Source organism: Lonsdalea quercina subsp. quercina (assembly GCF_000688655.1).
Lineage (GTDB): Bacteria > Pseudomonadota > Gammaproteobacteria > Enterobacterales > Enterobacteriaceae > Lonsdalea > Lonsdalea quercina.
Map to the genome: position 1 here is coordinate 109,908 of NZ_JIBO01000006.1, position 23,407 is coordinate 133,314.

The 23,407-nt window shown below is 55.4% G+C and carries 22 protein-coding genes; 9 read left to right on the forward strand and 13 right to left on the reverse strand.

All coding sequences use genetic code 11. The annotated features are described in order from the left end of the window. Positions 1-27 precede the first annotated feature (27 nt). The 5 genes from RZ35_RS05615 to rnd all read left to right on the forward strand — a co-directional run bounded on the left by RZ35_RS05615 (position 28) and on the right by rnd (position 6,695). Entirely contained in the window at positions 28-1,950 is a 1,923-nt protein-coding gene (locus RZ35_RS05615; protein ID WP_026742413.1) for an ATP-dependent DNA helicase, read from the forward strand. A gap of 63 nt (positions 1,951-2,013) precedes the next feature. Then, positions 2,014-2,715 (forward strand): tRNA (adenosine(37)-N6)-threonylcarbamoyltransferase complex dimerization subunit type 1 TsaB, encoded by a 702-nt coding sequence (gene tsaB, locus RZ35_RS05620; protein ID WP_026742414.1) that lies wholly within the window; start codon positions 2,014-2,016, stop codon positions 2,713-2,715. Between the two features lie 66 nt (positions 2,716-2,781). Further along, complete coding sequence (locus RZ35_RS05625; protein WP_051625486.1) at positions 2,782-3,396, forward strand: Slp family lipoprotein; 615 nt, start codon at positions 2,782-2,784, stop codon at positions 3,394-3,396. A 242-nt stretch (positions 3,397-3,638) separates the two neighbouring features. Next, positions 3,639-5,312 (forward strand): long-chain-fatty-acid--CoA ligase FadD, encoded by a 1,674-nt coding sequence (fadD, locus tag RZ35_RS05630; RefSeq protein ID WP_026742416.1) that lies wholly within the window; start codon positions 3,639-3,641, stop codon positions 5,310-5,312. 261 nt (positions 5,313-5,573) lie between these two features. Then, entirely contained in the window at positions 5,574-6,695 is a 1,122-nt protein-coding gene (rnd, locus tag RZ35_RS05635) for a ribonuclease D (protein ID WP_026742417.1), read from the forward strand. A 184-nt stretch (positions 6,696-6,879) separates the two neighbouring features. Here rnd and minE read toward each other — a convergent pair whose 3' ends face one another. Genes minE through minC form a run of 3 tightly spaced genes read right to left on the reverse strand, consistent with a single transcriptional unit; the run spans position 6,880 to position 8,670 of the window. After that, positions 6,880-7,149, reverse strand: coding sequence for a cell division topological specificity factor MinE (gene minE / locus RZ35_RS05640; RefSeq protein ID WP_026739383.1), 270 nt, complete (start codon positions 7,147-7,149; stop codon positions 6,880-6,882). 3 nt (positions 7,150-7,152) lie between these two features. Next, positions 7,153-7,965, reverse strand: a complete 813-nt coding sequence (minD, locus tag RZ35_RS05645) for a septum site-determining protein MinD (RefSeq protein ID WP_026742418.1) — start codon at positions 7,963-7,965, stop codon at positions 7,153-7,155. 21 nt (positions 7,966-7,986) lie between these two features. Further along, positions 7,987-8,670, reverse strand: a complete 684-nt coding sequence (minC, locus tag RZ35_RS05650; RefSeq protein WP_026742419.1) for a septum site-determining protein MinC — start codon at positions 8,668-8,670, stop codon at positions 7,987-7,989. A gap of 135 nt (positions 8,671-8,805) precedes the next feature. On the opposite strand from minC, the gene RZ35_RS05655 reads away from it, so the two are divergent. The 3 genes from RZ35_RS05655 to RZ35_RS05665 all read left to right on the forward strand — a co-directional run bounded on the left by RZ35_RS05655 (position 8,806) and on the right by RZ35_RS05665 (position 10,622). Continuing rightward, positions 8,806-9,078, forward strand: a complete 273-nt coding sequence (locus RZ35_RS05655) for a YcgL domain-containing protein (protein WP_026742420.1) — start codon at positions 8,806-8,808, stop codon at positions 9,076-9,078. Between the two features lie 339 nt (positions 9,079-9,417). Further along, entirely contained in the window at positions 9,418-10,074 is a 657-nt protein-coding gene (locus RZ35_RS05660; RefSeq protein WP_026742421.1) for a fumarylacetoacetate hydrolase family protein, read from the forward strand. A gap of 101 nt (positions 10,075-10,175) precedes the next feature. Further along, on the forward strand, positions 10,176-10,622 hold the full coding sequence (locus tag RZ35_RS05665) for a YcgN family cysteine cluster protein (protein WP_026742422.1): 447 nt from the start codon (positions 10,176-10,178) through the stop codon (positions 10,620-10,622). A gap of 489 nt (positions 10,623-11,111) precedes the next feature. Here the strand turns inward: RZ35_RS05665 and RZ35_RS05670 are convergent, their stop codons facing one another. The 4 genes from RZ35_RS05670 to dsbB form a co-directional block, all read right to left on the reverse strand. Then, on the reverse strand, positions 11,112-11,675 hold the full coding sequence (locus tag RZ35_RS05670; RefSeq protein WP_026742423.1) for a hypothetical protein: 564 nt from the start codon (positions 11,673-11,675) through the stop codon (positions 11,112-11,114). Between the two features lie 368 nt (positions 11,676-12,043). Continuing rightward, entirely contained in the window at positions 12,044-12,298 is a 255-nt protein-coding gene (locus RZ35_RS05675; RefSeq protein ID WP_026742424.1) for a hypothetical protein, read from the reverse strand. 251 nt (positions 12,299-12,549) lie between these two features. Further along, on the reverse strand, positions 12,550-13,005 hold the full coding sequence (locus RZ35_RS05680) for a cupin domain-containing protein (RefSeq protein ID WP_026742425.1): 456 nt from the start codon (positions 13,003-13,005) through the stop codon (positions 12,550-12,552). A gap of 249 nt (positions 13,006-13,254) precedes the next feature. Then, positions 13,255-13,785 carry a disulfide bond formation protein DsbB gene (gene dsbB / locus RZ35_RS05685; protein ID WP_026742426.1) on the reverse strand — a complete coding sequence of 177 codons (531 nt, stop codon included), beginning with the start codon at positions 13,783-13,785 and terminating at the stop codon, positions 13,255-13,257. A gap of 639 nt (positions 13,786-14,424) precedes the next feature. On the opposite strand from dsbB, the gene fadR reads away from it, so the two are divergent. Next, positions 14,425-15,144, forward strand: a complete 720-nt coding sequence (gene fadR / locus RZ35_RS05690) for a fatty acid metabolism transcriptional regulator FadR (protein ID WP_026742427.1) — start codon at positions 14,425-14,427, stop codon at positions 15,142-15,144. A gap of 64 nt (positions 15,145-15,208) precedes the next feature. On the opposite strand, the gene RZ35_RS05695 is transcribed toward fadR, so the two are convergent. The 6 genes from RZ35_RS05695 to RZ35_RS05720 all read right to left on the reverse strand — a co-directional run bounded on the left by RZ35_RS05695 (position 15,209) and on the right by RZ35_RS05720 (position 23,402). Next, entirely contained in the window at positions 15,209-16,741 is a 1,533-nt protein-coding gene (locus RZ35_RS05695; protein ID WP_026742428.1) for a SpoVR family protein, read from the reverse strand. 322 nt (positions 16,742-17,063) lie between these two features. After that, positions 17,064-18,812 carry an ABC transporter permease subunit gene (locus RZ35_RS05700; protein WP_051625503.1) on the reverse strand — a complete coding sequence of 583 codons (1,749 nt, stop codon included), beginning with the start codon at positions 18,810-18,812 and terminating at the stop codon, positions 17,064-17,066. Positions 18,813-18,823: 11 nt separating this feature from the next. Next, positions 18,824-20,344 carry an ABC transporter substrate-binding protein gene (locus RZ35_RS05705; RefSeq protein ID WP_026742430.1) on the reverse strand — a complete coding sequence of 507 codons (1,521 nt, stop codon included), beginning with the start codon at positions 20,342-20,344 and terminating at the stop codon, positions 18,824-18,826. Between the two features lie 17 nt (positions 20,345-20,361). Then, the gene (locus tag RZ35_RS05710) at positions 20,362-21,168 is read right to left on the reverse strand and encodes an ABC transporter ATP-binding protein (protein ID WP_036152774.1); all 807 of its coding nucleotides are present in this window, start codon (positions 21,166-21,168) and stop codon (positions 20,362-20,364) included. 4 nt (positions 21,169-21,172) lie between these two features. Then, positions 21,173-21,964, reverse strand: a complete 792-nt coding sequence (locus RZ35_RS05715; RefSeq protein ID WP_026742431.1) for an ATP-binding cassette domain-containing protein — start codon at positions 21,962-21,964, stop codon at positions 21,173-21,175. Positions 21,965-22,127: 163 nt separating this feature from the next. Next, positions 22,128-23,402, reverse strand: coding sequence for a YeaH/YhbH family protein (locus RZ35_RS05720; protein WP_026742432.1), 1,275 nt, complete (start codon positions 23,400-23,402; stop codon positions 22,128-22,130). Between the last annotated feature and the right edge of the window lie 5 nt (positions 23,403-23,407).

Consider the following 23,407-nt stretch of genomic DNA (forward strand, 5'->3'; position numbering starts at 1 on the left):
ATCTATCCCCCAGCAAAGAGAGAAAGCGTGGCTTCAGCAGCAAACGAGATTGATGATTTTGCCCCTGAGGGCGCATTGGCAAAGGCCATCAAGGGATTCAAACCTCGAGAGCCGCAGCGGCAGATGGCGGCCGCCGTCGCCGATGCCATTGCCCGCAAAAAGCCGCTGGTGGTCGAGGCGGGAACCGGAACGGGCAAAACCTACGCCTATCTTGCTCCCGCGCTCCGGGCCGAAAAAAAGGTGATTATCTCCACCGGCTCCAAAGCTTTGCAAGACCAGCTCTACAGCCGCGATCTGCCGACCGTGGCGCGTGCGCTTAACTATCCCGGTAAACTGGCTCTGTTGAAAGGGCGCTCCAACTATCTGTGCATTGAACGGCTGGAACAGCAGTCGATGACGGGGGGCGATCTTTCCAAGGATAACCTGCGAGAGTTGGTTAAGCTGCGGGGCTGGTCCTCGCTGACCGATGACGGCGATACCAGCGCCTGCCGCGATGTGCCGGAAGACAGTCACATCTGGCCGTTAGTCACCAGCACGAATGACAACTGCCTCGGCAATGACTGCCCGCACTATAAAGAGTGCTTCGTGGTCAAGGCTCGCCGCCGAGCGATGGATGCGGATGTCGTGGTGGTCAACCACCATCTGTATCTGGCGGACCGGGTCGTGAAAGAGAGTGGTTTTGCGGAGCTGATCCCCGACGGTGACGTCGTGATTTTCGACGAAGCCCATCAGATTCCCGATATTGCCAGTCAGTATTTCGGTCAGCAGCTAAGCAGCCGACAGCTGTTCGATCTGGCGCGGGATATGGTCATTGCCTATCGTACCGAAGTACGCGACGCGGCCCAGTTGCAGAAAAGCGCCGATCGGCTGTCGCAAAGCACGCAGGATTTTCGCCTGGCGCTGGGCGACCCCGGCTATCGGGGCAATCTTCGTGACGTTGTCACTGATGCCGGGCTGCAGCGAGCACTGCTGCTGCTCGATGATGCGTTGGAGCTGTGTTATGACGTCGCCAAGCTCTCTCTCGGGCGCTCCGCGCTGCTGGATGCCGCGTTCGAACGCGCCACCCTTTACCGCCATCGGCTAAAACGGTTGCTGGACGTGCAACAGCCCGGTTACAGCTATTGGTATGAATGCACCAGCCGCCATTTCGTGCTGGCCTTAACGCCGTTGTCGGTGTCCGACCGTTTTCATGAAGTGATGAAAGAGAAAGCCGCGAGCTGGATCTTTACTTCCGCCACGTTATCCGTGAACGAAAAGATGGATCATTTTACCGCTCGACTGGGACTGGAAGAGGCGGAAACGTTGCTGCTGCCTAGCCCCTTTGACTATGCCCGCCAGGCGCTGCTGTGTGTCCCGCGTTTTCTGCCGGAAACCGCGCGTCGGGGCGGCGGAAAGCAGTTGGCGCAGATGTTAACGCCGCTGATTCAGGCGAATCAGGGGCGCTGCTTTATGCTGTGCACCTCGCATTTGATGATGCGTGAGCTGGCGGCGGAGTTTCGCGCCAGCCTGACCCTGCCGGTATTACTGCAGGGCGAGACGAGTAAAACCCAATTGCTGTCGCAGTTTCTGGCGGCGGGCAACGCGCTGCTGGTGGCGACCAGCAGTTTTTGGGAGGGGGTGGACGTACGGGGCGATGCGCTGTCCTGCGTCATCATCGATAAACTGCCGTTCACCTCGCCGGACGATCCGCTGCTGAAAGCGCGAATGGAGGACTGCCGCCTGCGCGGAGGCGATCCGTTCAATGACGTGCAGTTGCCAGACGCGGTTATCACCCTCAAGCAGGGCGTGGGGCGGCTAATCCGCGACGTCGACGATCGCGGCGTACTGGTCATCTGCGATAACCGTTTGGTGATGCGACCTTATGGCGAAGTCTTTCTCAATAGTTTGCCGCCCGCGCCGCGCACGCGAAGCCTGCCGGAGGCGGTGGATTTCCTGACGCGCAAAGCGTAGCGGCGTTCCGACTCTGTGCTATCATGCGCGCCGTTATACGTTTATTTCCCGCCTGAGGTTGGCATGTCTACGCGAATTTTAGCGCTTGATACCGCAACGGAAGCCTGTTCCGTTGCCTTGTGGAATGAAGGCGAAGTCCACGCATTGTTTGAAGTTTGTCCCCGCGAACATACCCAGCGTATTTTGCCGATGGTTCAGCAGATCCTAAGCGAACAGGGCCTGGCGCTGAGCGATATGGATGCTCTGGCGTTCGGTCTTGGCCCCGGCAGTTTTACCGGCGTGCGGATCGGCATCGGCATCGCACAAGGGCTGGCGCTGGGTGCTGACCTGCCGATGATCGGTGTGTCCACGCTGGCCACGCTGGCGCAAGGCGCCTTTCGACTGACCGGCGCCAACCAGGTGCTGACGGCGATAGATGCGCGCATGAGCGAAGTCTATTGGGCGCAGTACCGCCGCGATGAACAGGGTGTCTGGTGCGGTGAGGCGTCGGAAGCCGTGCTCTCGCCCTCGCAGGTGCAAGCGCAGACGTCTGCGCTCGACGGTGAATGGGCGACCGCCGGTACCGGCTGGCAGACTTACCCCGATTTAATCCATCCCGCCGATGCGGTGCTGCAAGATAGCCAGTATTTGTTGCCGCAGGCGGAAGATATGCTGCCGCTGGCCTTACAGCATTGGCAGTCGGGCGCGACATTGCGCGTTGAGCAGGCTCAGCCGCGCTATCTGCGCAATGAGGTCGCCTGGAAAAAATTGCCGGGACGTGAATAACCAATAACCGCAACTTATTGCATGGCTTATAGTCAAATTATCAGGCTATCAAATAAGGTACATGCTATGTCAAGTGAACGGCAGTGGAGTCGTCGAGTGAAGCGCGTTGTCTGCAGGTCGGGCCGCTATGGGCTGCTGCTAGTTTCGCTGGGCGCGTTAACCGCGTGCGTGACCGTACCCGAGTCTCTGCGTGGGACATCGGAAACGCCGCAGATGGATTTGGTCCGGGTGATGAGCGCGCCCGCAGTTTACGTCGGTCAGGAGTCACGCCTGGGCGGACGGGTGGTGGCGGTCAGCAACGAGGCGAGTCGTACCCGCCTTGAAATTAGCAGCATGCCTTTGGATGCAGGGGCAAGACCTATTTTAGGCGCGCCGTCGGAAGGTCGTTTTGTGGCTTATGTTAACGGCTTCCTTGAGCCGACGGATTTTAACCAGCAGCTGGTCACCGTCGTGGGGCCTATCACCGGCTCCGAACAGGGCAAGATAGGCAATCGTCCTTACCATTTCGTCGTGGTGCAGGCCGACCGCTATAAACGCTGGCGTGTCGTGCAGCAACTGGCGCCGTCCGCAGGAATGTACGATCCCTGGTGGGGATATCGCGGCCGTCCCGGTTGGGGGCCGCGCTGGGGATGGGACGGCGGGTTTGGACCGGCCAGACTGGAAACGATAGTGACGGAATAGTCGTGCTACAACCGGTTGTCCTCCCGCATGACGACGTAAGGTGCGTTTCGCGGGGGGCTGACCGGGTGGCGATTTCCGGCGCACTGAATTAACTAGGGTGACTGCGGTCGCCTTATTTTTTGTGAATGATGGCATAGGTGATTACACGTTTGACAAAAAACGAGTACGTCGCTTTGCGGGAGTGATGTGACATCTCGAAGACTGTCCCGTACACCGCCAGAGAAGACCTATGGAGTGAAGTCTTGGAAAAAATTTGGTTAGCGCGCTATCCGACTGATGTTCCCGCAGAGATCGAGCCGGATCGCTATTCGTCATTGATGGAACTGTTCGAAAATTCGATGGCGCGAAATGCCGATCGGCCTGCGTTCATCAACATGGGCGAGACAATGACCTTTCGCCAGTTGGAACAGCGCAGCCGGGCATTTGCCGCCTATTTACAGCACCAGCTCAAATTGAAGAAAGGCGACCGCGTCGCGCTGATGATGCCTAACCTGCTGCAATATCCGATTGCGCTGTTCGGTATCCTCAGAGCCGGTATGGTCGTGGTGAACATCAATCCGCTTTACACCCCGCGTGAGCTTGAGCACCAGTTGAACGACAGCGGCGCCAGCGCGATGGTGATTGTGTCCAACTTTGCCCATACGCTGGAAAAAGTGGTGTTCAACACCCCGGTGAAGCACGTGATCTTGACCCGTATGGGGGATCAGCTTTCGGCCGCCAAAGGCACGCTGGTCAATTTCGTCGTCAAATACATCAAGCGGCTGGTGCCGAAATATCATCTTCCCGACGCCATCTCCTTTCGCAGCGTGCTGCAACAGGGCAAACAGATGCCCTATGTCCGTCCTGAACTGGATCGCGGCGATTTGGCTTTCCTGCAATACACCGGCGGAACCAGCGGCGTGTCCAAGGGCGCCATGCTGACGCATCGCAACCTACTGGNTAATTTGACTCAAATTCGCGCGGCATATGGGTCGTTGCTGCACGAAGGCAACGATTTGGTAGTAACGGCATTGCCGCTCTATCACATCTTTGCGCTCCTTGTGAACTGCCTGTTGTTCATCGAAATGGGCGGTCAGAACTTGCTCATCACCAACCCAAGAGATATTCCAGGGATGGTCAAAGAGCTAGCCCGTCATCCGTTTACCGTTATCAGCGGCGTCAACACGTTGTTCAACGCACTCTTGAATAACGACGATTTTCATCGGCTGAACTTTTCGACGTTACGCCTGTCCGTCGGCGGCGGCGCGTCGGTGCAGAAGGCGGTGGCAGAACGCTGGGAGGCGCTGACCGGCAATCATTTGCTGGAAGGGTATGGATTGACGGAAAGCTCGCCGCTGGTCACCGGCAATCCCTACGATATGCAGCAGTACACCGGCAGCGTCGGATTACCGATTCCATCGACGGAGGTCCGCATCGTTGATGAAAAAGCGAATGACGTGGCGCTGGGCGAAGCGGGAGAGCTGTGGGTCCGGGGACCTCAGGTCATGAAGGGCTATTGGAATCAGCCGGAAGAAACGGCGGCGGTGCTGAAAGATGGGTGGCTCGCCACAGGTGACATTGTCACTTCTGACGAGCAGGGGTTTTTACGCATCGTCGACCGTAAAAAAGACATGATTCTGGTTTCGGGGTTTAACGTCTACCCGAATGAGATCGAAGATGTCATCGTTCGTCATCCTGACGTAATGGAAGCGGCCGCGGTCGGCGTGCCGAGCGAGATATCGGGCGAAGCGGTGAAGGTGTTCGTCGTACGTCGTCCCGGTAGCGCGCTGGAAACGGAGGCGCTAATTGCCCACTGCCGTCGCTATCTGACGGGGTATAAGGTGCCTCGCCAGTTCGAATTTCGCGATGAATTGCCGAAATCTAACGTCGGCAAAATTTTGCGACGTGAACTTCGGGATCAAACCAAACCGTCCTAGGCTATTGTTATATCAGATTGTTTACGGGTCGTTAGCAGGTTATGGTTTACCTCGTCACGTGTGCATTCCGTCATCCGCGATGGACGACCCGAATTAACCTGAATATGGATACACCGCGCGTCAACCTTGAGTCATTGGGTTGCCGGTGTTTTGTCTTCGTACGATTTTCGATTTTGCGCTCTCATGCCTGGCGCGTTGGCCTTTTCCGACGCGCCTTTTATCGCCATGACCCTTGTTGGACATAACCAAGAGAATGATGTTTTGAATTATCAGTTGATCACTACCGATGCCGGGCTATCACAGGTTTGCGCGCAGGCGCGCGCTACAACGCAGGTGGCGCTGGACACCGAATTTGTCCGGACACGCACTTATTATCCGCAGTTGGGACTGATTCAACTGTATGACGGCGAAACGCTGTCGCTGATCGACCCGCTTCCAATCGAGGATTGGACGCCGTTTAAAGCACTGCTCGGCGACGCTGATGTGACCAAATTTCTGCACGCGGGCAGCGAAGATCTGGAAGTGTTCCTGAACGCGTTCGGCCGTGTGCCGACGCCGTTTATCGACACGCAGATTCTGGCTGCGTTTTTAGGTAAGCCGTTGTCCTACGGGTTTGCTGCGCTGGTGGCGGATTATCAGCAGGTGACGCTTGATAAAAGCGAATCCCGCACGGACTGGATGGCGCGTCCGTTGAGCCAGAAACAGTGCGACTACGCGGCGGCCGACGTGTTCTACCTGTTGCCAATGGCCAAAACGCTGGTGGAGCAGACGGAGGCCAGCGGCTGGATGGATGCGGCGCTGGATGAGTGCCTGTTGCTGTGCCGCCGACGTCAGGACATTCTGGCGCCGGAACTGGCTTACCGCGAGATCAGCAACGCCTGGCAGCTGCGAGGCCGACAGCTGGCCTGTCTGCAGCGTCTGGCTGACTGGCGTCTGCGCAAAGCGCGCGAACGCGACAGCGCGGTCAACTTTGTCGTGCGCGAGGAGCATTTATGGCAGGTTGCACGCCATCTGCCGACGTCGCTGGGCGAGTTGGATTCGCTGGGCCTGAGTGGACCGGAGATCCGCTATCACGGCAAAACGTTGCTCGCACTCGTCGCGGAGACGGGGGAATTGAATGAGGCCGACTTCCCGCCGCCGGTAGCGAATCTGCTGGATTACCCCGGTTACAAGGCGGTATTCAAAGAGATCAAAGCGTTGATACAGGCGACCAGCGTCAGCAGCGGATTATCCGCAGAACTGCTGGCTTCTCGCCGCCAGATCAATCGTCTGCTTAACTGGTACTGGAAATTGTCCATCGGGGGGAATACGCCCGAACTGGTCAGCGGTTGGCGCAATACACTGTTCGGCGATGCGCTGCGGGCTATTTTGAACCGCGATTAAGGTCGGGGACGTTGCAGGTGTTGGCGTTGGCTGGCGTTGGCAACGTCCTGACACCGCAGGAAAGGGCATCGGTCGCTTGAGGTGGCGTGCTGAGAGTGAGAGGGAACAACGACGGCAGATGATAATCGCCGCGAACCGGCCCGAATGCGCTTAGCGCGTATCGGGCACGGCCGCGACGTGGTGGTTACTTCGGTGTTTCTTCCGCTTCCGGCAAGGTGACGTTTAGCTCCAGAACGGAAATGTCGTCGCCTTTTTGTTCAAGCTGGACGGACACCATTTGCGGGTCAATCTGCACGTATTTGCAGATCACTTCCAGAATGTCTCGTTTCAACTGTGGCAGATAATGGGGCTCGCTGTCCCCACGGCGCCGCTCCGCGACAATAATTTGCAGCCGTTCCTTGGCGATATTGGCTGTCGCTTTTTTGCGGGACAGAAAGAAATCGAGTAAGGCCATGGTTTACCCCCCAAAAAGTCGTTTGAGGAAGCTCTTCTTCTCTTCCTCGATAAAGCGGTAAGGGCGATCTTCACCCAGTAAGCGATCTACTGTGTCGGCATAGGCTTTACCGGCATCGGCCGAATCATCCAGGATCACCGGCTCGCCCTGGTTAGATGCGCGCAGCACCGACTGATCTTCGGGAATGACGCCCAGCAGCGGAATACGCAGAATTTCCAGTACGTCTTCCATGCTCAGCATATCGCCACGACTGACGCGGCCCGGGTTGTAACGGGTCAACAGCAGATGCTCTTTGATCGGTTCTTCGCCGCGTTCGGCGCGCCGTGATTTGGACGACAAAATGCCAAGAATTCGGTCGGAGTCACGTACGGATGAGACTTCCGGATTGGTGGTAATCACCGCTTCGTCGGCGAAGTAGAGTGCCATCAGCGCGCCGGTTTCGATCCCCGCCGGCGAATCGCAGACCACGAAGTCGAAATTCATTTCATTCAGACCGTCCAGCACTTTTTCGACGCCTTCACGTGTCAGCGCGTCTTTGTCACGGGTCTGAGAGGCAGGGAGGATGTACAGATTTTCAGTGCGCTTATCTTTAATCAGCGCTTGATTCAACGTCGCATCACCTTGGATGACGTTGACGAAATCGTAAACAACGCGGCGCTCGCATCCCATGATCAGGTCAAGGTTGCGCAGGCCAATATCAAAGTCGATGACAACTGTCTTTTTGCCTTTTTGGGCTAAACCGGTAGCAATGGCCGCGCTTGAAGTAGTCTTGCCAACGCCCCCTTTACCCGATGTAACAACGATGATGCGTGCCATAAATGATTCCTTGATAAGGGCTTAGTCTAGAGTTTGTATGTTGAGAACATTGTCCAGCAGGTTGAGATTTACCCGTGCAGCCTGCCCAAAAAAATCTTGCGGTATCTGGTCGCTGAGCCAATACCGGCCCGCGATGGATACCAACTCTGCGGCCAGATGGGTGCAGAAGATCTGACTGTCAACGTCGCCAGAAACACCTGCCAGGGCACGGCCCCGCATCATGCCGTAAATGTGTATATTGCCGTCTGCGATAATTTCGGCGCCCGCACTCACGCTGCTGGTGACGATGAGATCGCAGTTACGCGCATAAATCTGTTGCCCGGAACGAACGGGCGCGCTAATCACTTTGGTTTTCACCGGCTCCGGCGGCGGGGCGGCGGGTTCGGCGGCCCGCCGCTCTTTACCTTCGTTCAACAGTGGGAGACCTGCGCGGACGATAGCTTGTTTGAGCTGCTCGTCCTGGCAGCCGCTCACGCCGACCACACGCAGACCAGAAGCGGCAACAGCTTGCTGAAGCGTCACCCAATCGGTGTCGGCGGTCAGTGTTGAGACATTGATGACAACGGGCGCGTTTTTAAGAAACGCGGGAGCCTGTTCGATTTTTTCCTGCAGGGCTTGATAAATTACCTCGGGTTGAGATTCATGCAAATGAACCACCGATAAGGTAAAGCTGCTGCCTTTTAACTCAATTGGCGATTGTGACATCTATCCTGACTCAGTTTCGGCATCTTTAAACCCCAGAGTAACATTTAACTATGATATTCCAGAGCGCTATAAGCATGTTATAGTCACCTGTATATACAGGCAATACACGACACCCATTTAATTTAGAGTAAAAATATGTTTTGTGCGATCTATAGAAGTAACAAACGGGATCAGACATATCTCTATGTCGAAAAAAAAGACGATTTTTCGCGCATTCCTGAATCGCTGATGAAAAGTTTCGGCGCGCCGACTTTCGTGATGCTTTTACCGTTGGATGGACGGAAAAAACTGGCTTCGGCAGATATCGACAAGGTGCGACAATCGCTTAAAGAACAAGGATTTTATCTTCAGGTACCCCCGCCGCCGGAAAACCTGCTAAATATACATCATGGGTCGATTGAAAAATAATAGGGTTATTATTTTCGGACAATACCTTATCGCCAGCAGATATTAATGAGCTAGTAACGAAAAATAGTCAGGTCGCAAATTAATCTACGTACTGACTTTTATTCGGACTGCATTTCATTTCCTGATTTTATATACAGTGTTTGCCGGTTTAATTGTTTATCCGTCCTTATTGGACTTATCTGAGGGACCTTTTCCCTTATGGATAAAGACGGATCCCGACGACATTTTCGCTCACGTTTGTGTGCTTATCTTTTTGTCATCAGTATCGGTATGATGGGGAGCCTGGCGCCGCGGGCGTGCCGGGGTCAATATCTCAACAGACAGGTCAGGAGATGATGCATGTATCAGCACAGAGACTGGCAGGGGGCGTTACTGGACTTCCCTGCGAATAAAGTAGTGTGTGTCGGCAGCAACTATTCCGAGCACGTCCGGGAAATGGGCAGCGCCACTTTTCCAGAGCCGGTGTTGTTTATCAAACCGGAAACGGCGATCTGCGATCTACGTCAGCCCTTAGCGATCCCCGGCGATTTGGGGCCGGTACACCATGAAATCGAACTGGCCGTTTTGATCGGCACATCGCTAAAGAATGCAAACGAAGACCGCGTCGCTCGGGCCATCACTGGCTATGGCGTGGCGCTGGACCTGACGCTGCGTGAACTCCAGGCCTCCTTTAAGAAGGCCGGTCAGCCGTGGGAAAAGGCGAAGGGCTTTGATGGGTCTTGTCCGATATCCGGTTTCATACCTGTTGCAGAATTCGGCGACCCACAGAATACCGATTTGGCACTGAGCATCAACGGCGAAGTACGGCAGCAGGGAAATACGCGCGACATGATAACGCCGATTCTACCGTTGATTGCCTACATGAGCCGCTTCTTCACCTTGCGGGCAGGGGATATTATTCTGACCGGCACACCGCAGGGCGTCGGGCCGCTGCAGTCGGGCGATGCGCTAAAAATCACCTTGAATGATAAAGCGCTGGAAACCCGCGTGATTTAATCCACATCAGGCCATCTGTCCTGTGCGGCAGGTGGCTTCTCCTTATTACCTCGTTAAACTTGTTAGACGGGCCGCTTCCCGTCACCTTGGATACTATTGCAATGAATCAATCACCTTTTTGGCAACACAAAACGCTGGCGGAAATGTCTGACGAAGAGTGGGAAGCACTCTGCGACGGTTGTGGCCGCTGTTGCCTGAATAAGCTCATTGATGCGGATACAGAAGAGCTTTACTTCACCAATGTCGCCTGTAATCAGCTGAACATCAAAAGTTGCCAATGCCGTAACTACGCCCGTCGATTCGAGTACGAACCGGACTGCATCAAGCTGACAAGGGAAAATCTGTTGTCTTTTGAATGGCTGCCAGAAACCTGTGCTTACCGCCGGATACATGAAGGCAAAGGTCTCGCGAGCTGGCACCCGCTAATTGCCGGTTCAAAACAAGCGATGCACCAAGAACGTATCTCTGTGCGCAATATCGCCGTCCGCGAGCGTGACGTTGTTGACTGGCAGGNCCATATTTTGAATAAACCGGATTGGGCCAGGTAATTAAGATCACGATAGAGTCAGCTGCTGCCAGGTTAATGCATGCGGCAGCTAACGAGCTATCCCCCTCAAATTTCTGTGCAGAAAGCTGAGCTGATCCGCGCTACTGTTGGTCGTCTGTTTCCCTGAATCACCATGAACATGTGTACAGCGTTGCGTCTGACACTCGTGAGCATCCAAAGCTGCCCGTTTAGCTAAAATCCATCGTCATCGACTTTGATATTGGTTTGCGCTACCGCGACGGTATGTTTTAGAACACAGGTCTTCGGGGGCGTATTCCCACATTTTGTCGTTCGTCATTCGTGCTGCTCCAAAGTCCCGCAACAACAAACAGTCGCTACCCAATCCCTTCTGCGTCGTAAGTCTTGACAGATACCCGTGTGAAATTATCTGTGCGGGTAAATTTAAACCCGCGCGGATTCTTTTATTAGCAAATGACTTACTCATGCGTGTGCCATGTCAAAGGCACCGCTGGGCGCGAGAACTGGTAGATTAAATTATTGCGCGGTGCTGAGCGTTTTGACTAATTGATGTCAGCATCCTCAATCTGATCAATCCGCTTACGGGTCTGATAAGGTACCAGTATGGAGCAAATTTTTTCCGTGCGTCTTTATCCAGGCAGAGCACCCGTGTCTCTGTTCTCAATCGAATAGACGCATTGTCCAATCGATCAATGGAAAAGCTTAAGGTGAGTTTGGCTGACGCGGGTTCACTGAAGGCGAAAAAATCTTCTGCATCAACGAGTGGGGTTTGACCATAATCCGATCTCCAAAATTTCCCGGCCAATCCAAACACAATATCCTGATTGTTTCGTTGTTCTAAAAGCGTGAAATTTTCCATATTAAAAGGCTTTCGTGACCTAAAATTCCTGCCCTGTAGCCGGTCGAATAGCCGTATTGGCATTTCGCGCAGGGTAATGGCATTCCGGAACAAAAAATCGTTATCAGGTCGATAGTTAAGCACCGCTGCCATCACATGTTCAGGTGTTGAAGGGACGTCCAATGCGTGTTTTTCGCTGAAATGATAGGTAGGTAAGTACGTATCAATTAAGTCCATGTTGATTTCCCAATGAAGATTTTGTGGCGGGGGATGTTCCGTGTTGTGAAATATGCGGGCTTACCTGCAGGTGGTCAGATCCGATGCGCCGGATAGAGGACGTAAGGACCACGCGCAGAGTATAACAGTACACAGATCAGGAATATCTCTGAATCAACCTTGCGGATTATGGGTCGCCGTCGGCGCTGTTGGTTTATTGCTCGGACTCGCTGTAGGTATACCTCCTGTGGAGGGACTCATCCAACAGGGCATATCCATATCCAGTCTGCTGGTTCGTCTTTTGAGTTTGTGGGTCATGTCTTACGTTGGATCGACATCAGGAGGGTTTAGGCGTTCACCCCGGTGACTACGATATTGGCCGAGCGCTGTTATTCCTGGCCGGTTTTCTTGACCGTCCCCAGTTTGATGGTTTCAACAATCATATCGTTGATATCCTCCGCCACCGCAGCGGCATCCTCATCGTCCAGCTTGGACAAATGTTCATAGTCGGATTTCACCACCCGCGTTTCCGCAAGCTTGGTTAGGCTCTCTCTTTGCTCGTCGTTCATGATGGAAATCATGAATCCAATGACGGTTCGCAGCGCGGTGACTTCTTTCAAAAGATAGAGATCGGCAGTAATCATGGTCGGTATGTCCCATTGAATGGCGATGGAGTGTAACCCTCAATATAGCTCATAAATTCAAGGGGGATTGATGCGCAGAGGAACTGCTGTCAGCGGTGAGAAAAGCGTGCGGTGGACCGCGAGAAGGAGCCGCGACGGGGGCGAAGAGGCTGGGACGGGGGAGGTGGAAAACGCGCAGCGCCTATCGTTTTAGCACTAGCGAGGTCGCAATAAAAAGCCCTGGGAAACAGGGCTTTTATCACTGTGAGGATTTATTTGTCCGACGTAAAGTAGTCTTTGTCGCCTTCCATCGGAATGTAGGCGCGGACCCACTCATTGCCGTCAATGATTTCCCAGCTATGACCCGGACCTTTCAGATCTTCCGCCAACAGGACGGTACCCGGCGCGATGATGAAAGTAGAGCCATTGCTGACTTTAAATTTCAACGTGCCTTTCAGCGTGATCACATACTGCTTTCTCGGGGCGGCATGGGTATTTTTTTCCCAGTCCTCGGTCGAGTTGCTGATCCAGAATTTTTGGGTCGGGATTTTTTCCAGCGCAGGAATACTGCCTTTAACAAAGCTGGAATTGTCGCCTTCGACGTTGATAAGTTTGATTGCGGGGATTCTTGCTTGTTCTGCGACTGTGACCTTGCCAGATTCACAGTAGCCTTTCAGGGACACGGCCAAAGCTGCAGCCATAAACAGGAACGCTTTTGCTTTTTTCATCTACTCGAGCCTAAAAAGATAATGGTTTTATTAGCCTGAATATAGTCAGGCTGGCGGGGGATGNTAGAGGAAAGCGATAAAAACGCCATCAATCGCTGCCAATGGTAAAACCGATGAAACGGCGGTCAGGTCTTAGACCTGAGAAGGGCGGTTGAAGACGAATCGGGTGTGGAAAAGGGGAACGTGGTTCGGGACGAAGACGGCCCGGCTGGGCTTTGACAGGCAACCGGGCGGCAGAGCGAGAGGGGTTTAGTGGAATAGATCGCGACGTTTGGGTCTGAACAGCTGAGCAATTAGCACCAGCGCGCAAACCAGCAAATAGGCGCCGAAGATCACGATCATCCATTGCGGCATTTCCAATCCCATAAAATGCCACTGACGTTCGGCACAGTCACCCGAAGCGCTAAACACGGCCGGAACCCATTTGTCTAAAGGCAGCCAGGAAGGAAAGTTGACGAAAAAGTCGCAGGTGGCGAAAGGCGATGGGTGAAGCTGAATGTCGGTATGTTTCAGCGCCAGCAGCAGTCCTTCGAAAGCGCTGTAAAGCCACAGTGCGATGGCTGGTAAACGGATAACGACGCTGCCCGGCGCGATAGCGCCTAGGAGTCCTGCGGCCATGACGCCAAACATCGCGTTACGTTGATAAATGCAGAGAACGCAGGGCTTCAACAGCATCACATGCTGAAAATAGAGCGCGATCAGTTCGAAGATTAGGCTGGTCAGCGCCAGAAGCAGCCATGCCCCCCGACCATGAGAGCAACGGTGTAAATATCGCAACATCAGCAGCATAAAAGTATTCCATGGAAAACGTTCGAATTATAACAGCGCTATCGATTTCGCTGTCCTCACAAAGAGTGATGCCCTCAGTAATAACAACAGTCTGAGAGGAGAAATCATCTTTCCTCCAGGGCGGGATTTTTTCGCAGTGTAGTGCATACTCTTTTGTTTTTTAAGGTGATATCAGCAAAAAACGTAAGTTTTCACCTAAGAGTTACTATACACGATATAGGCGGGTGGATGGACTGGCGCGGCCGGTTATATAGGCAGCGATCACAACAAATATGTGTCAGGCTGTAAATTGTCAGGCGAGGGGGGCGTTATCATTTCCCATTACCAGGCGGGCATGCCGAATAACCCGGATAAATCAACCCTGACGGCCCTCCAAGTAAAAAAAGCTGCCCAGGATGTGTTCCATGTCATAACTCGGCATTTTTCTCTCCCTTAAAACTTCTTACACTATAAAATGAGTCCTTAATAAGAATTTCTCGATGGTGTGAGCCTCAGTATCGCTGTCTGAGCCGGTGTGCGGGGGGGCGCTACTGAATTGTTTTGTCACCCCCGGAAACTATGTGATGGTAAAGGGGTTTGTTATGATGATGTTGACTTTCTTAAGTAAGCATCGCTACGGAATATAAACTTATGGTTATAAAGGCGCAAAGTCCGGCGGGATTCGCGGAAGAGTATATTGTTGAAAGTATATGGAATAATCGTTTCCCCCCTGGAACCCTCCTGCCAGCAGAAAGGGAATTATCCGAACTTATTGGCGTCACGCGTACCACGCTGCGGGAAGTATTGCAGCGTCTTGCGCGTGACGGTTGGCTGACCATACAGCACGGAAAACCGACGAAGGTAAATAACTTCTGGGAAACCTCCGGTCTGAACATCCTGGAAACATTGGCGCGGCTCGACCACGATCGCGTACCGCAGCTCATCGATAACCTCCTGTCCGCACGAACGAATATCGCGGGCATTTTCATTCGGACCGCAGTGCGCCAGCATCCCGAACAGGCGCTGGAAATCCTGCAGCAGGCCGATACCGTTAGCGATACCGCGGAAGCTTTCGCCGAACTGGATTACACGATATTTCGGGGACTGGCGTTTGTTTCGTCCAACCCGATTTATAGTCTAATCCTGAACGGGCTAAGAGGGTTGTATATCCGCGTCGCTCGCTATTACTTTTCCAATCTTGACGCTCGCGAGCTGGCGCTGAAATTTTATCGTCAGCTCGGTACCCTGTGCCGCGAAGGGCGCTACGAACAGGTGCCGGAGACTGTGCGCGAGTATGGTAAAGAAAGCGGCGCCATCTGGCATGATATGCAGAACGCCATCCCGCACGATCTTGCAGGAGGCGGTCGCTGACCTGAGCGAATAAAAAACGGGTAACCTGTCAAAGCGGTTACCCGTTGCTTCAAGTGTCGGACGGCTAAGACTGATTGCGAGGCGGGCAGCGGTCGATCAGCTCCACGCTGCCATCTTCATTCAACTGCTCCATAAACACTTCAAATCCCCACAGGCGATACACATGTTTCATGACCTCATGACTGCTCTTGTCGAGCGGAGCTCGATTTTGCGGGATATAGCGCAGCGTCATCGAGCGGTTGCCGCGCAGGTCGACATTCCAAATCTGTATGTTGGGTTCGATATTGCTTAAATTGTATTGCGCGGAGAGTTCCTGTCGGATTTTCTTGTAGCCTTCCTCATTATGGATCGCGGCGATCTCCAGGTAGTTATTGCTGTCATCATCCAGCACGGTGAACAACCGGAAATCACGCATCACTTTCGGCGACAGGAATTGGCTGATGAAGCTTTCGTCTTTGAAGTTTTGCATTGCGAAATGCAGCGTATCCAGCCAATCCGTACCGGCGATGTCCGGGAACCAGTGGCGATCTTCCTCCGTGGGGGCCTGACAGATACGCTTGATGTCCTGAAACATGGCGAACCCTAGTGCATACGGGTTGATGCCGCTGTAATAAGGGCTGTTGTAAGGCGGTTGATAAACCACGTTGGTGTGGCTATGCAAGAATTCCATCATAAAGCGATCGGAGACTTTGCCCTCATCGTAAAGATGATTGAGGATCGTGTAGTGCCAGAAGGTAGCCCAGCCTTCGTTCATGACCTGCGTCTGCTTCTGCGGATAGAAATACTGACTGACCTTACGCACGATGCGTAGCACTTCACGCTGCCAGGATTCCAGCAGCGGTGCGTTTTTCTCCATGAAGTAAAGCAGGTTTTCTTGCGGTTCTGCCGGGTAGCGCGGCGTTTTTTCCGGCGCGGATTCCAGCTCGCGCCGTGGCAGAGTTTTCCAGAGGTCGTTTACCTGACTTTGCAGATAGGCTTCACGACTTTTCTGCCGTTGCTGCTCCTCTTCCAATGAGATTTTCTGAGGGCGTTTATAACGGTCTACGCCGTAATTCATCAAGGCGTGGCATGAGTCCAGCAGGCGTTCCACTTCCACCACGCCATAACGCTCCTCACAGCGCGCAATATACTGGCGGGCGAAAATCAAATAATCCACAATGGAACTGGCGTCGGTCCAGCTGCGGAACAGATAGTTGCCTTTGAAAAAGGAGTTGTGGCCGTAGCAGGCGTGGGCGATAACCAGCGCCTGCATGGTCATGGTGTTCTCTTCCATCAGGTAAGCGATACACGGGTTGGAATTGATGACGATTTCGTACGCCAATCCTTGCTGCCCGTGCTTATACAGCTGTTCGGTCTCGATAAACTTCTTGCCAAACGACCAGTGGGTATAGTTAATGGGCATGCCGATGCTGGAGTAAGCATCCATCATCTGTTCGGAAGTGATAATTTCAATCTGGTGGGGGTAGGTGTCTAACCGATATGATTTGGCGATCCTGTCGATTTCATCCAGATAGACCTGAAGCAACTCGAACGTCCAGTCCGGCCCATCGCTCAGACATTGTGGGTTTTTTACCCGATCATCAATTGATACAGCCATCTGCGCGCCCTCACAATTACTTGTCACCACATTATCGCGTGACACTGTTTAATCGTAGTTCAATCTGAAAAATCAGTGGCATGGATGTTTATTATTCGGTTGGCGAGTGAGTCATCTTACGCCGACGCCGCTTCAACCGCGTAATAACTAAAAGCTATATCAAAGAGGATCCTGTCATTGAGGAACCCCATAGGGAGGAGGGGCAGCGCCGGTCATCTGAGTGCCTATACGTAAAAAACGGCGATGCTGATTGAGCGAGTTTCACGACCCGGCCAGGGTATGCACCTGGCCAAACGCAGAATGAAGTTGCGCTCACGGACCGTCATCGACGCGATAGATGGCTGAGCGAGACCATAAGCACGGAGAGCAGGATCAATGCGCCGACCGGCGCAAGGACGCACCAGGGCGCGCGTTCGACATACGGCATGCCTTCCGCCAGAATTCGGCCCCATTCCGGCGCTGGCGGCTGTTGCCCCAGCCCCAGAAAACCCAGTGAAGCCAATGCCAGCGCGATGCCGGGTAGGCGAAGCATGGCGTGGCGCATCAGCGGCCCCAGCAGGCCTGGCAAGGTATAATGCAACAGGCATTGACGGCGACCCATCCCCAGAACGGGAGCGATGAGCACATAGGGTCGCGCATGAATTTCGGTCACCAGCGCGGCGGTATGCGCCGCCAGCGGCGCCCAACTGACCAGCATGACGGCGACCGCCGCGCCGGTAATGGAGGGGCCGTACAGCGCGGCCACTATCATTCCCGAAATGACGGGCGGCAGGGCGTTCGTCATTTCAATCGGTCCGGTGAACAGCCGGGGAAACAGGCCGATGCATAACCCGATCGCCAGACTCCCCAACGTGACGATCAGTGCGGTCGCCAAAGTAACGATCGCGCCGTGGGCGACGCGAGCCAACAGGTCGCGCCCGGTGGCGTCTACGCCGAAAGGCAGCATGAGCGAAGGTTCTTGCAGGCGCATGAAGTCCGAAGAGAGCGGTTCGCGCGGCAGCCCGGTGACCAGCAGCAGCGCGAGCAGGCCTCCCGCCAGCGCGGGGACCCCGTAAGCGCCCGGACGAATAGGGGCTGACTGTATCGGCACCGGCAGTGATGCTGTAGAGATCGCGCGGCCCAGTAGCCTATGGCGCAGCAGACCAATGCCGCTGCCCGCCGCTGTGGCGAACAGCAGCAGGAGTAGCATGCCGCACTGTAACGCAGGCAGATCCTGTGCGGCCGACGCGCCAAGCGTAGCGCGTCCCAATCCGGGGATCGCAAAGACCTTTTCGACGGCAACCGCACCGCCGGTCAATCCTACCAGCACCAACCCTACCTGAGGCAGAACCGCAGGAAGCGCGCGGCGCATCACCGCAAGCAGACACGCGGTGCGCGAGAATCCGGCGACGTGCCAGGTGATCAACCAAGGCTCGGCAAAGGTGGAGCTCAGCGTATCGCTGAATAGCTTTCCAAGCAGGCCTCCCGCGGGCAATCCCAATGCCAGCGCGGGCAGCACGGCGTACTCCCAGCCTCGCCAGCCGTAGGGAGGAAACAACTGCATCCACACGGCCCCGGCGAGCAGCAAAAAGGCCGCCAATAAAAACTCCGGCATGGCGGTGAGAGCGATGGCAATAAGCCCGCTGCCGCGTCGATTGTCGCCGCGTAGTCCCCGGAACACGGTGGGGGCGCACAGAAGCATCGTGACGACGAGGGCGACTAATAGCGCGCAGCTCATCAGCTGCAACGAGACGCCGGTTGCGGCCAGCATGCCCGGCAGTACCGGGTTGCCGGAGACCCAAGAGACGCCAGCGTCGCCATGCATCAGGCCGACGAGCCAGTGCCACAATAGCTGTAGCGGGCCTTGGTCAAGTCCGTAATGCTGGCGGATTGCCGTCAGCGCTTCTTGCGTCGCTTCCTGCTCGCCAGAGCGAGCGCGCAGCAGGGTTAGCGCCGGATCGCCGCCGGATAGCCAGGGCAGAAGCCCGATCAGCGTCACAATACCCGCAGTCATCGACAAACGCGACATCAGTGCGAGCGCGGGTCTCGCAAGAAAGGCGCGAGCGAAAGTGCGGGAGCAGGCCCGACGCATATTCGGTTCGGTCATGGCGTCGGCAGCACCTCATTGACCGTGGTCTCGCTGGTAATCAGCTCTCGCTCTCGCGGGTCGCGCATAACCTGACGCGCCCGCTCGGACTCTCCCTGAATGACCCGCTCATGCAAGAGCGGTATGGCGGCATTGGTGCCGAGGATGCGTTTTTCAGCGCGCATGATGGCCTGACGGNGGGCTTCGCCCGCGGGTATGCTTGCGGCTTCCTGCAACGCCTGATCGACGTCGGGATGGCAGAGCTGAGAGAGGTTGAACGAGCCTTTGCAGGCGAAGTCGCTGTATAGGTAGGCGACGGGGTCGCCGGAGTCTAATACCGTCGCACGGGACAGAATGAAAGCATCGAATTTTCCGGCGAGCGCATCGGACTCTATCTGGGCGTACTCGCGCACCTCCTGTTTGACGGTGAAACCGGCCGCGCTGAGTTGTTGCGACAGGTACACGGCCACTTCCGGCAGCTCGGTGCGGTCGCTAAAGGTCGCCAGCGTAATGGACGCGCCATGCGGCGCCCCGGCGGGCGTCGGCGAGGTGACGGGCTGACGCAGCGGGGCCGCCCACTGCAACGCAGGCCCCAGTAGTCCGACCGCCACATCCGCCCGCTGTTCGTATACGCCGTTAACTAGCGCCGTACGGTCGATGGCGTCGCGTACGGCGGCTCGCAGCGCCGGATCGCTAAATGCGCCTCGGCGGGTATTCAGATATAGCGTGTTGGTGCGCGGCATCGGGACTTCATGCACGCGGGCCGGGTCCAGTAATGGTACCTGAGAGACAGGGATCGCCTCGACGACATCCGCTGACTGAGTCCGTAGGGCGGCGGCGCGAGCCGCGCCGTCCGGTACAAAATCAACGTCAATTCCGGGCGCGGCGGCGAGCTTTCCCCAGTAGCGTTCAAAGCGATCGAGATGTGCGGTGGAGGTACCGTTGACGCGAGTCAGCACAAACGGACCGGTCCCTGCTCTGATTGGATTGACGACACCATTTTCCTGGTAGGCGGCGGGGGACAGAATAGCTAACTGCGGACTTGATAAGCGCTGAGGCAGCAGGGGATCGCGGCGAGCTGTTTTAATAATGACGGCGCGATCGCCGTCGGCGTGAATAGTCAGTTCGACGCCGTCCAAAATACGTGGTTTAGGAACGGCGCGTGTCGCTGCCGTCAGCGCGTTGACCACCGACGACGCATCCATGCTGCTGTCATCATGAAATTTGACGCCGGGGCGCAACGTCAGATGCCAGGTCGTTTCATCCAACGGGCGCCAGTGTGTCGCCAGCACCGGCTGCGTGTCTCCGTTGGCATCCAGTTTTACCAGCGTTTCAGCGGTGCTCCAACGGGACAGTTTGAAGGCGTCATCGCTAAAGGGCGACAACCCGGAACGAGGCGGCAGCAGCATGGCCACCCGAATGCGGGGCGAGGCGGCGCCGTCTGCGCTCGGCGTTTCCTGGTCGAAGCAACCGCTAAGCAGCAGACTGCCGATCAGCAAGGCGGAGGTACGATGCTGGAGAGGTGAAAGGAGGTTCATACACAATCCTTTTGGTTTTAATCGCACGTGGGCGACAGGTCGGTCGAAAATACGGGTACGGCTGCCAGCAGCGCGGCGCTCTGGGCGTGAGCGGGGTACGTCAAGAGCTGAGCGAGGGGGCGGTCTTCTACGATACGGCTTTGATGCATGACCAATACACGCTCGCAGAGTGCCGCGACTGCGGAGATATCGTGCGAGACAACCAGAAGGCCCATCTGTCGACGGCGGGCAACGTGCGCCATTAATGTAATGATCTGCTGGCGGAGCGGGAGGTCGAGTCCGCTGACCGGTTCGTCGGCCAGCAGAAAACGGGGTTTCAGCGCGATAGCGCGGGCAATGGCGACACGCTGAGCCTGCCCGCCGGATAGTTCCTGCGCATTTCTCGTCAGTAAGTCCGGCGCTAACTCCACTTGTTCGCACGCCTCCTGCACGGCATCCGCTATCTTTCCGCGATAGCCCAGCCGTCGTAGCGGCTCGGCTATCAGTTGGAATACGTTATGGTGCGGCGCCAGCGATCCTGCCGGATCTTGCGGAATGTACTGTACTCGCTGGCGATACCAGAGCAAGGCCGATGCGCGACCGGGACGGATGAGGCGTCCTTCGCAGTAAATCTCGCCTTCGGTCAGCGTCTCGAGCGCCAACATCGCTTTCAGCAATGTGGATTTACCTGAGCCGGAAGCTCCCACCAAACCCACTCGTTCTCCCTCCTCGAAACGCAGAGTAATATCGCTTAACGCCTGATAAAAGCGCGGACGCTGGAACCATCGACCGGGCTGCGGGTATCGGCGAGTCGCCTGCGACACATGGAGAAACGGCGTGTTCATCGGATTAGCTTGCCCATTGCAGCGAAGGTTGCGATAGCATCGCCAGCGTTTGGTGCTGTTGCTGTGCGGCGCTAATCAGTGTTCGCGTGTAGGGATGTTGGGGGTGGGCGAGTAGCGTGCGGGTATCACCTTGTTCAACGATATGACCGTCCTTCATAATCAGCAGGCGACGACATAGCGCGGCGGCGACGGCAATGTCATGCGTGATAAACAGCAGCGCGGAATCTGGTTTGTCGAGGCTATAGGCCCGTAGCGTGTTCAGTACCTGTGCCTGCGAAATGACATCGAGCGCGGTGGTGGGTTCATCGGCAATCAACAGAGGGCGCTGGCAGAGCAATGCCAGCGCGAGGCATACGCGTTGACGTTGGCCGCCAGATAGTTCTCCTGGGTGGCGTGGAAGAATGACGTCGGGATTGTCAAAGCCAACGGAGAGCAGCAAGGCGCGAAGCGGCTGAGGCGAGAGGCCGGCTGACTGCATGGCCATTCGTAGCTGTTTTTCAACGGTCACCAGCGGATTGAGCGCCGTCGAAGAGTCTTGAAATATAGCGGCGGGGCGGCTCCAGGCAGAACGACGCTGTATCGGGCGATGGGCGACTTCCTCACCGAAAAATCGAATACTGCCGCACACCTGGGTGTGGATGGGGAGCGCGCCCAGCAGCGCACGGGCGGTGAGCGACTTTCCGGAACCGGAGGCGCCCAGTAAGCCGACGCTTTCGCCCGCCGAGACGGAAAAACTGACGCCGCGAACTTTTATCCGGCCCTGAATCGCTAATTGCAGGCGGCTAACTTCAAGCACAAGTCGACCTCATGAGGCTCATTTTGATATGTGATAACATAACAATAAAATTATCAAAGATAAAGCTGCTTGAGTGCGTTGGCGGGGATAGGCTCGATGAGGCTTGTGACGGAATCGGCGTTGATAAAATCAGCCAGCGCGGGCGCGGCTGGCTGATGAAGGGTCAGTTGTTGACGGTTTGCTTGTGAAACAGCTCGCGGAATACGGGATAGATATCGTCCTGATCGCGAATGTGCTGCATGGCGAAGTTCTCGTACTTTTCCTGTAGGCGCTCGTATTCGCGCCATAGTGTCTGATGAGAGCGGCGTGTGATCTCGATATAGCTGTAATAGCGCACGAAGGGTAACAAATGACTGGCCAGCAGGTCGTGACACAGCGGCGAGTCATCCGCCCAGTTATCCCCGTCCGACGCTTGCGCGGCATAAATATTCCACAGCGCGGGATCGTAGCGCTCCTTAACCACTTCTTCCATCAGCTTCAATGCGCTCGATACAATCGTACCGCCGGTTTCCTGTGAGTAGAAAAACTCCTCCTCGTCTACTTCTTTGGCTTGCGTATGGTGCCGAATATAGACGACTTCCACGTTTCTGTATGATCGGCTGAGGAACAGATACAGCAGGATGTAGAAACGTTTGGCGATATCCTTGGTCGCCTGATCCATCGAGCCGGAAACATCCATCAGGCAAAACATTACCGCCTGACTGGAAGGCTCCGGCCTGCGTTCAAAGTTCTTGTAACGCAGGTCGAATGTGTCTATGAACGGCACGCGCGCAATGCGCTGCCGCAGTTCGGCGATCTCCGCGCGCAGCCGTTCCTCTTCCAACAGCTGGGCTGGCTCGGAGTTCTCCAGTAACGCGAGATGTTCTTCCAACGCGTGCAATTCGCGGCGTTTCCCCGCCGTCATCGCCATGCGGCGAGCGAGGGAATTTTGCAGCGATCGTACGACGCTGATATTGGCGGGCACGCCGTTCGAGGTATAGCCCGCTCGATGGTTTTTATACTCCGTCATCTGCCGATGTTCGGTTTTTTTCAGGTTAGGCAGCGCCAGGTCCTCGAACAGCAGGTCGAGATATTCGTCTTTAGATATCTGAAAAACGAAATCGTCCTGACCTTCGCCATCTTGGCTCGCTTCGCCCTGACCGGAACCGCCGCCGCCGCCGCCCTGCGGTCGCTCGATTTTATCATTCTGCACGAAGTGGTCGTTGCCAGGGTGAACACGGTGGCGTACGCCACCGCGGCCCTGATGAAACATCGGCTCACTGATATCCGAATTAGGGATCGTAATTGACTCCCCGTTGTCCACATCGGTTACCGAACGTTTATTAATGGCATCGGCAATCGAATGTTTTATCTGCGACTTATAGCGGCGCAAAAAACGCTGACGGTTAACCGCGCTTTTATTTTTACCGTTTAGCCGGCGATCGATGAAATAAGCCATGTTTC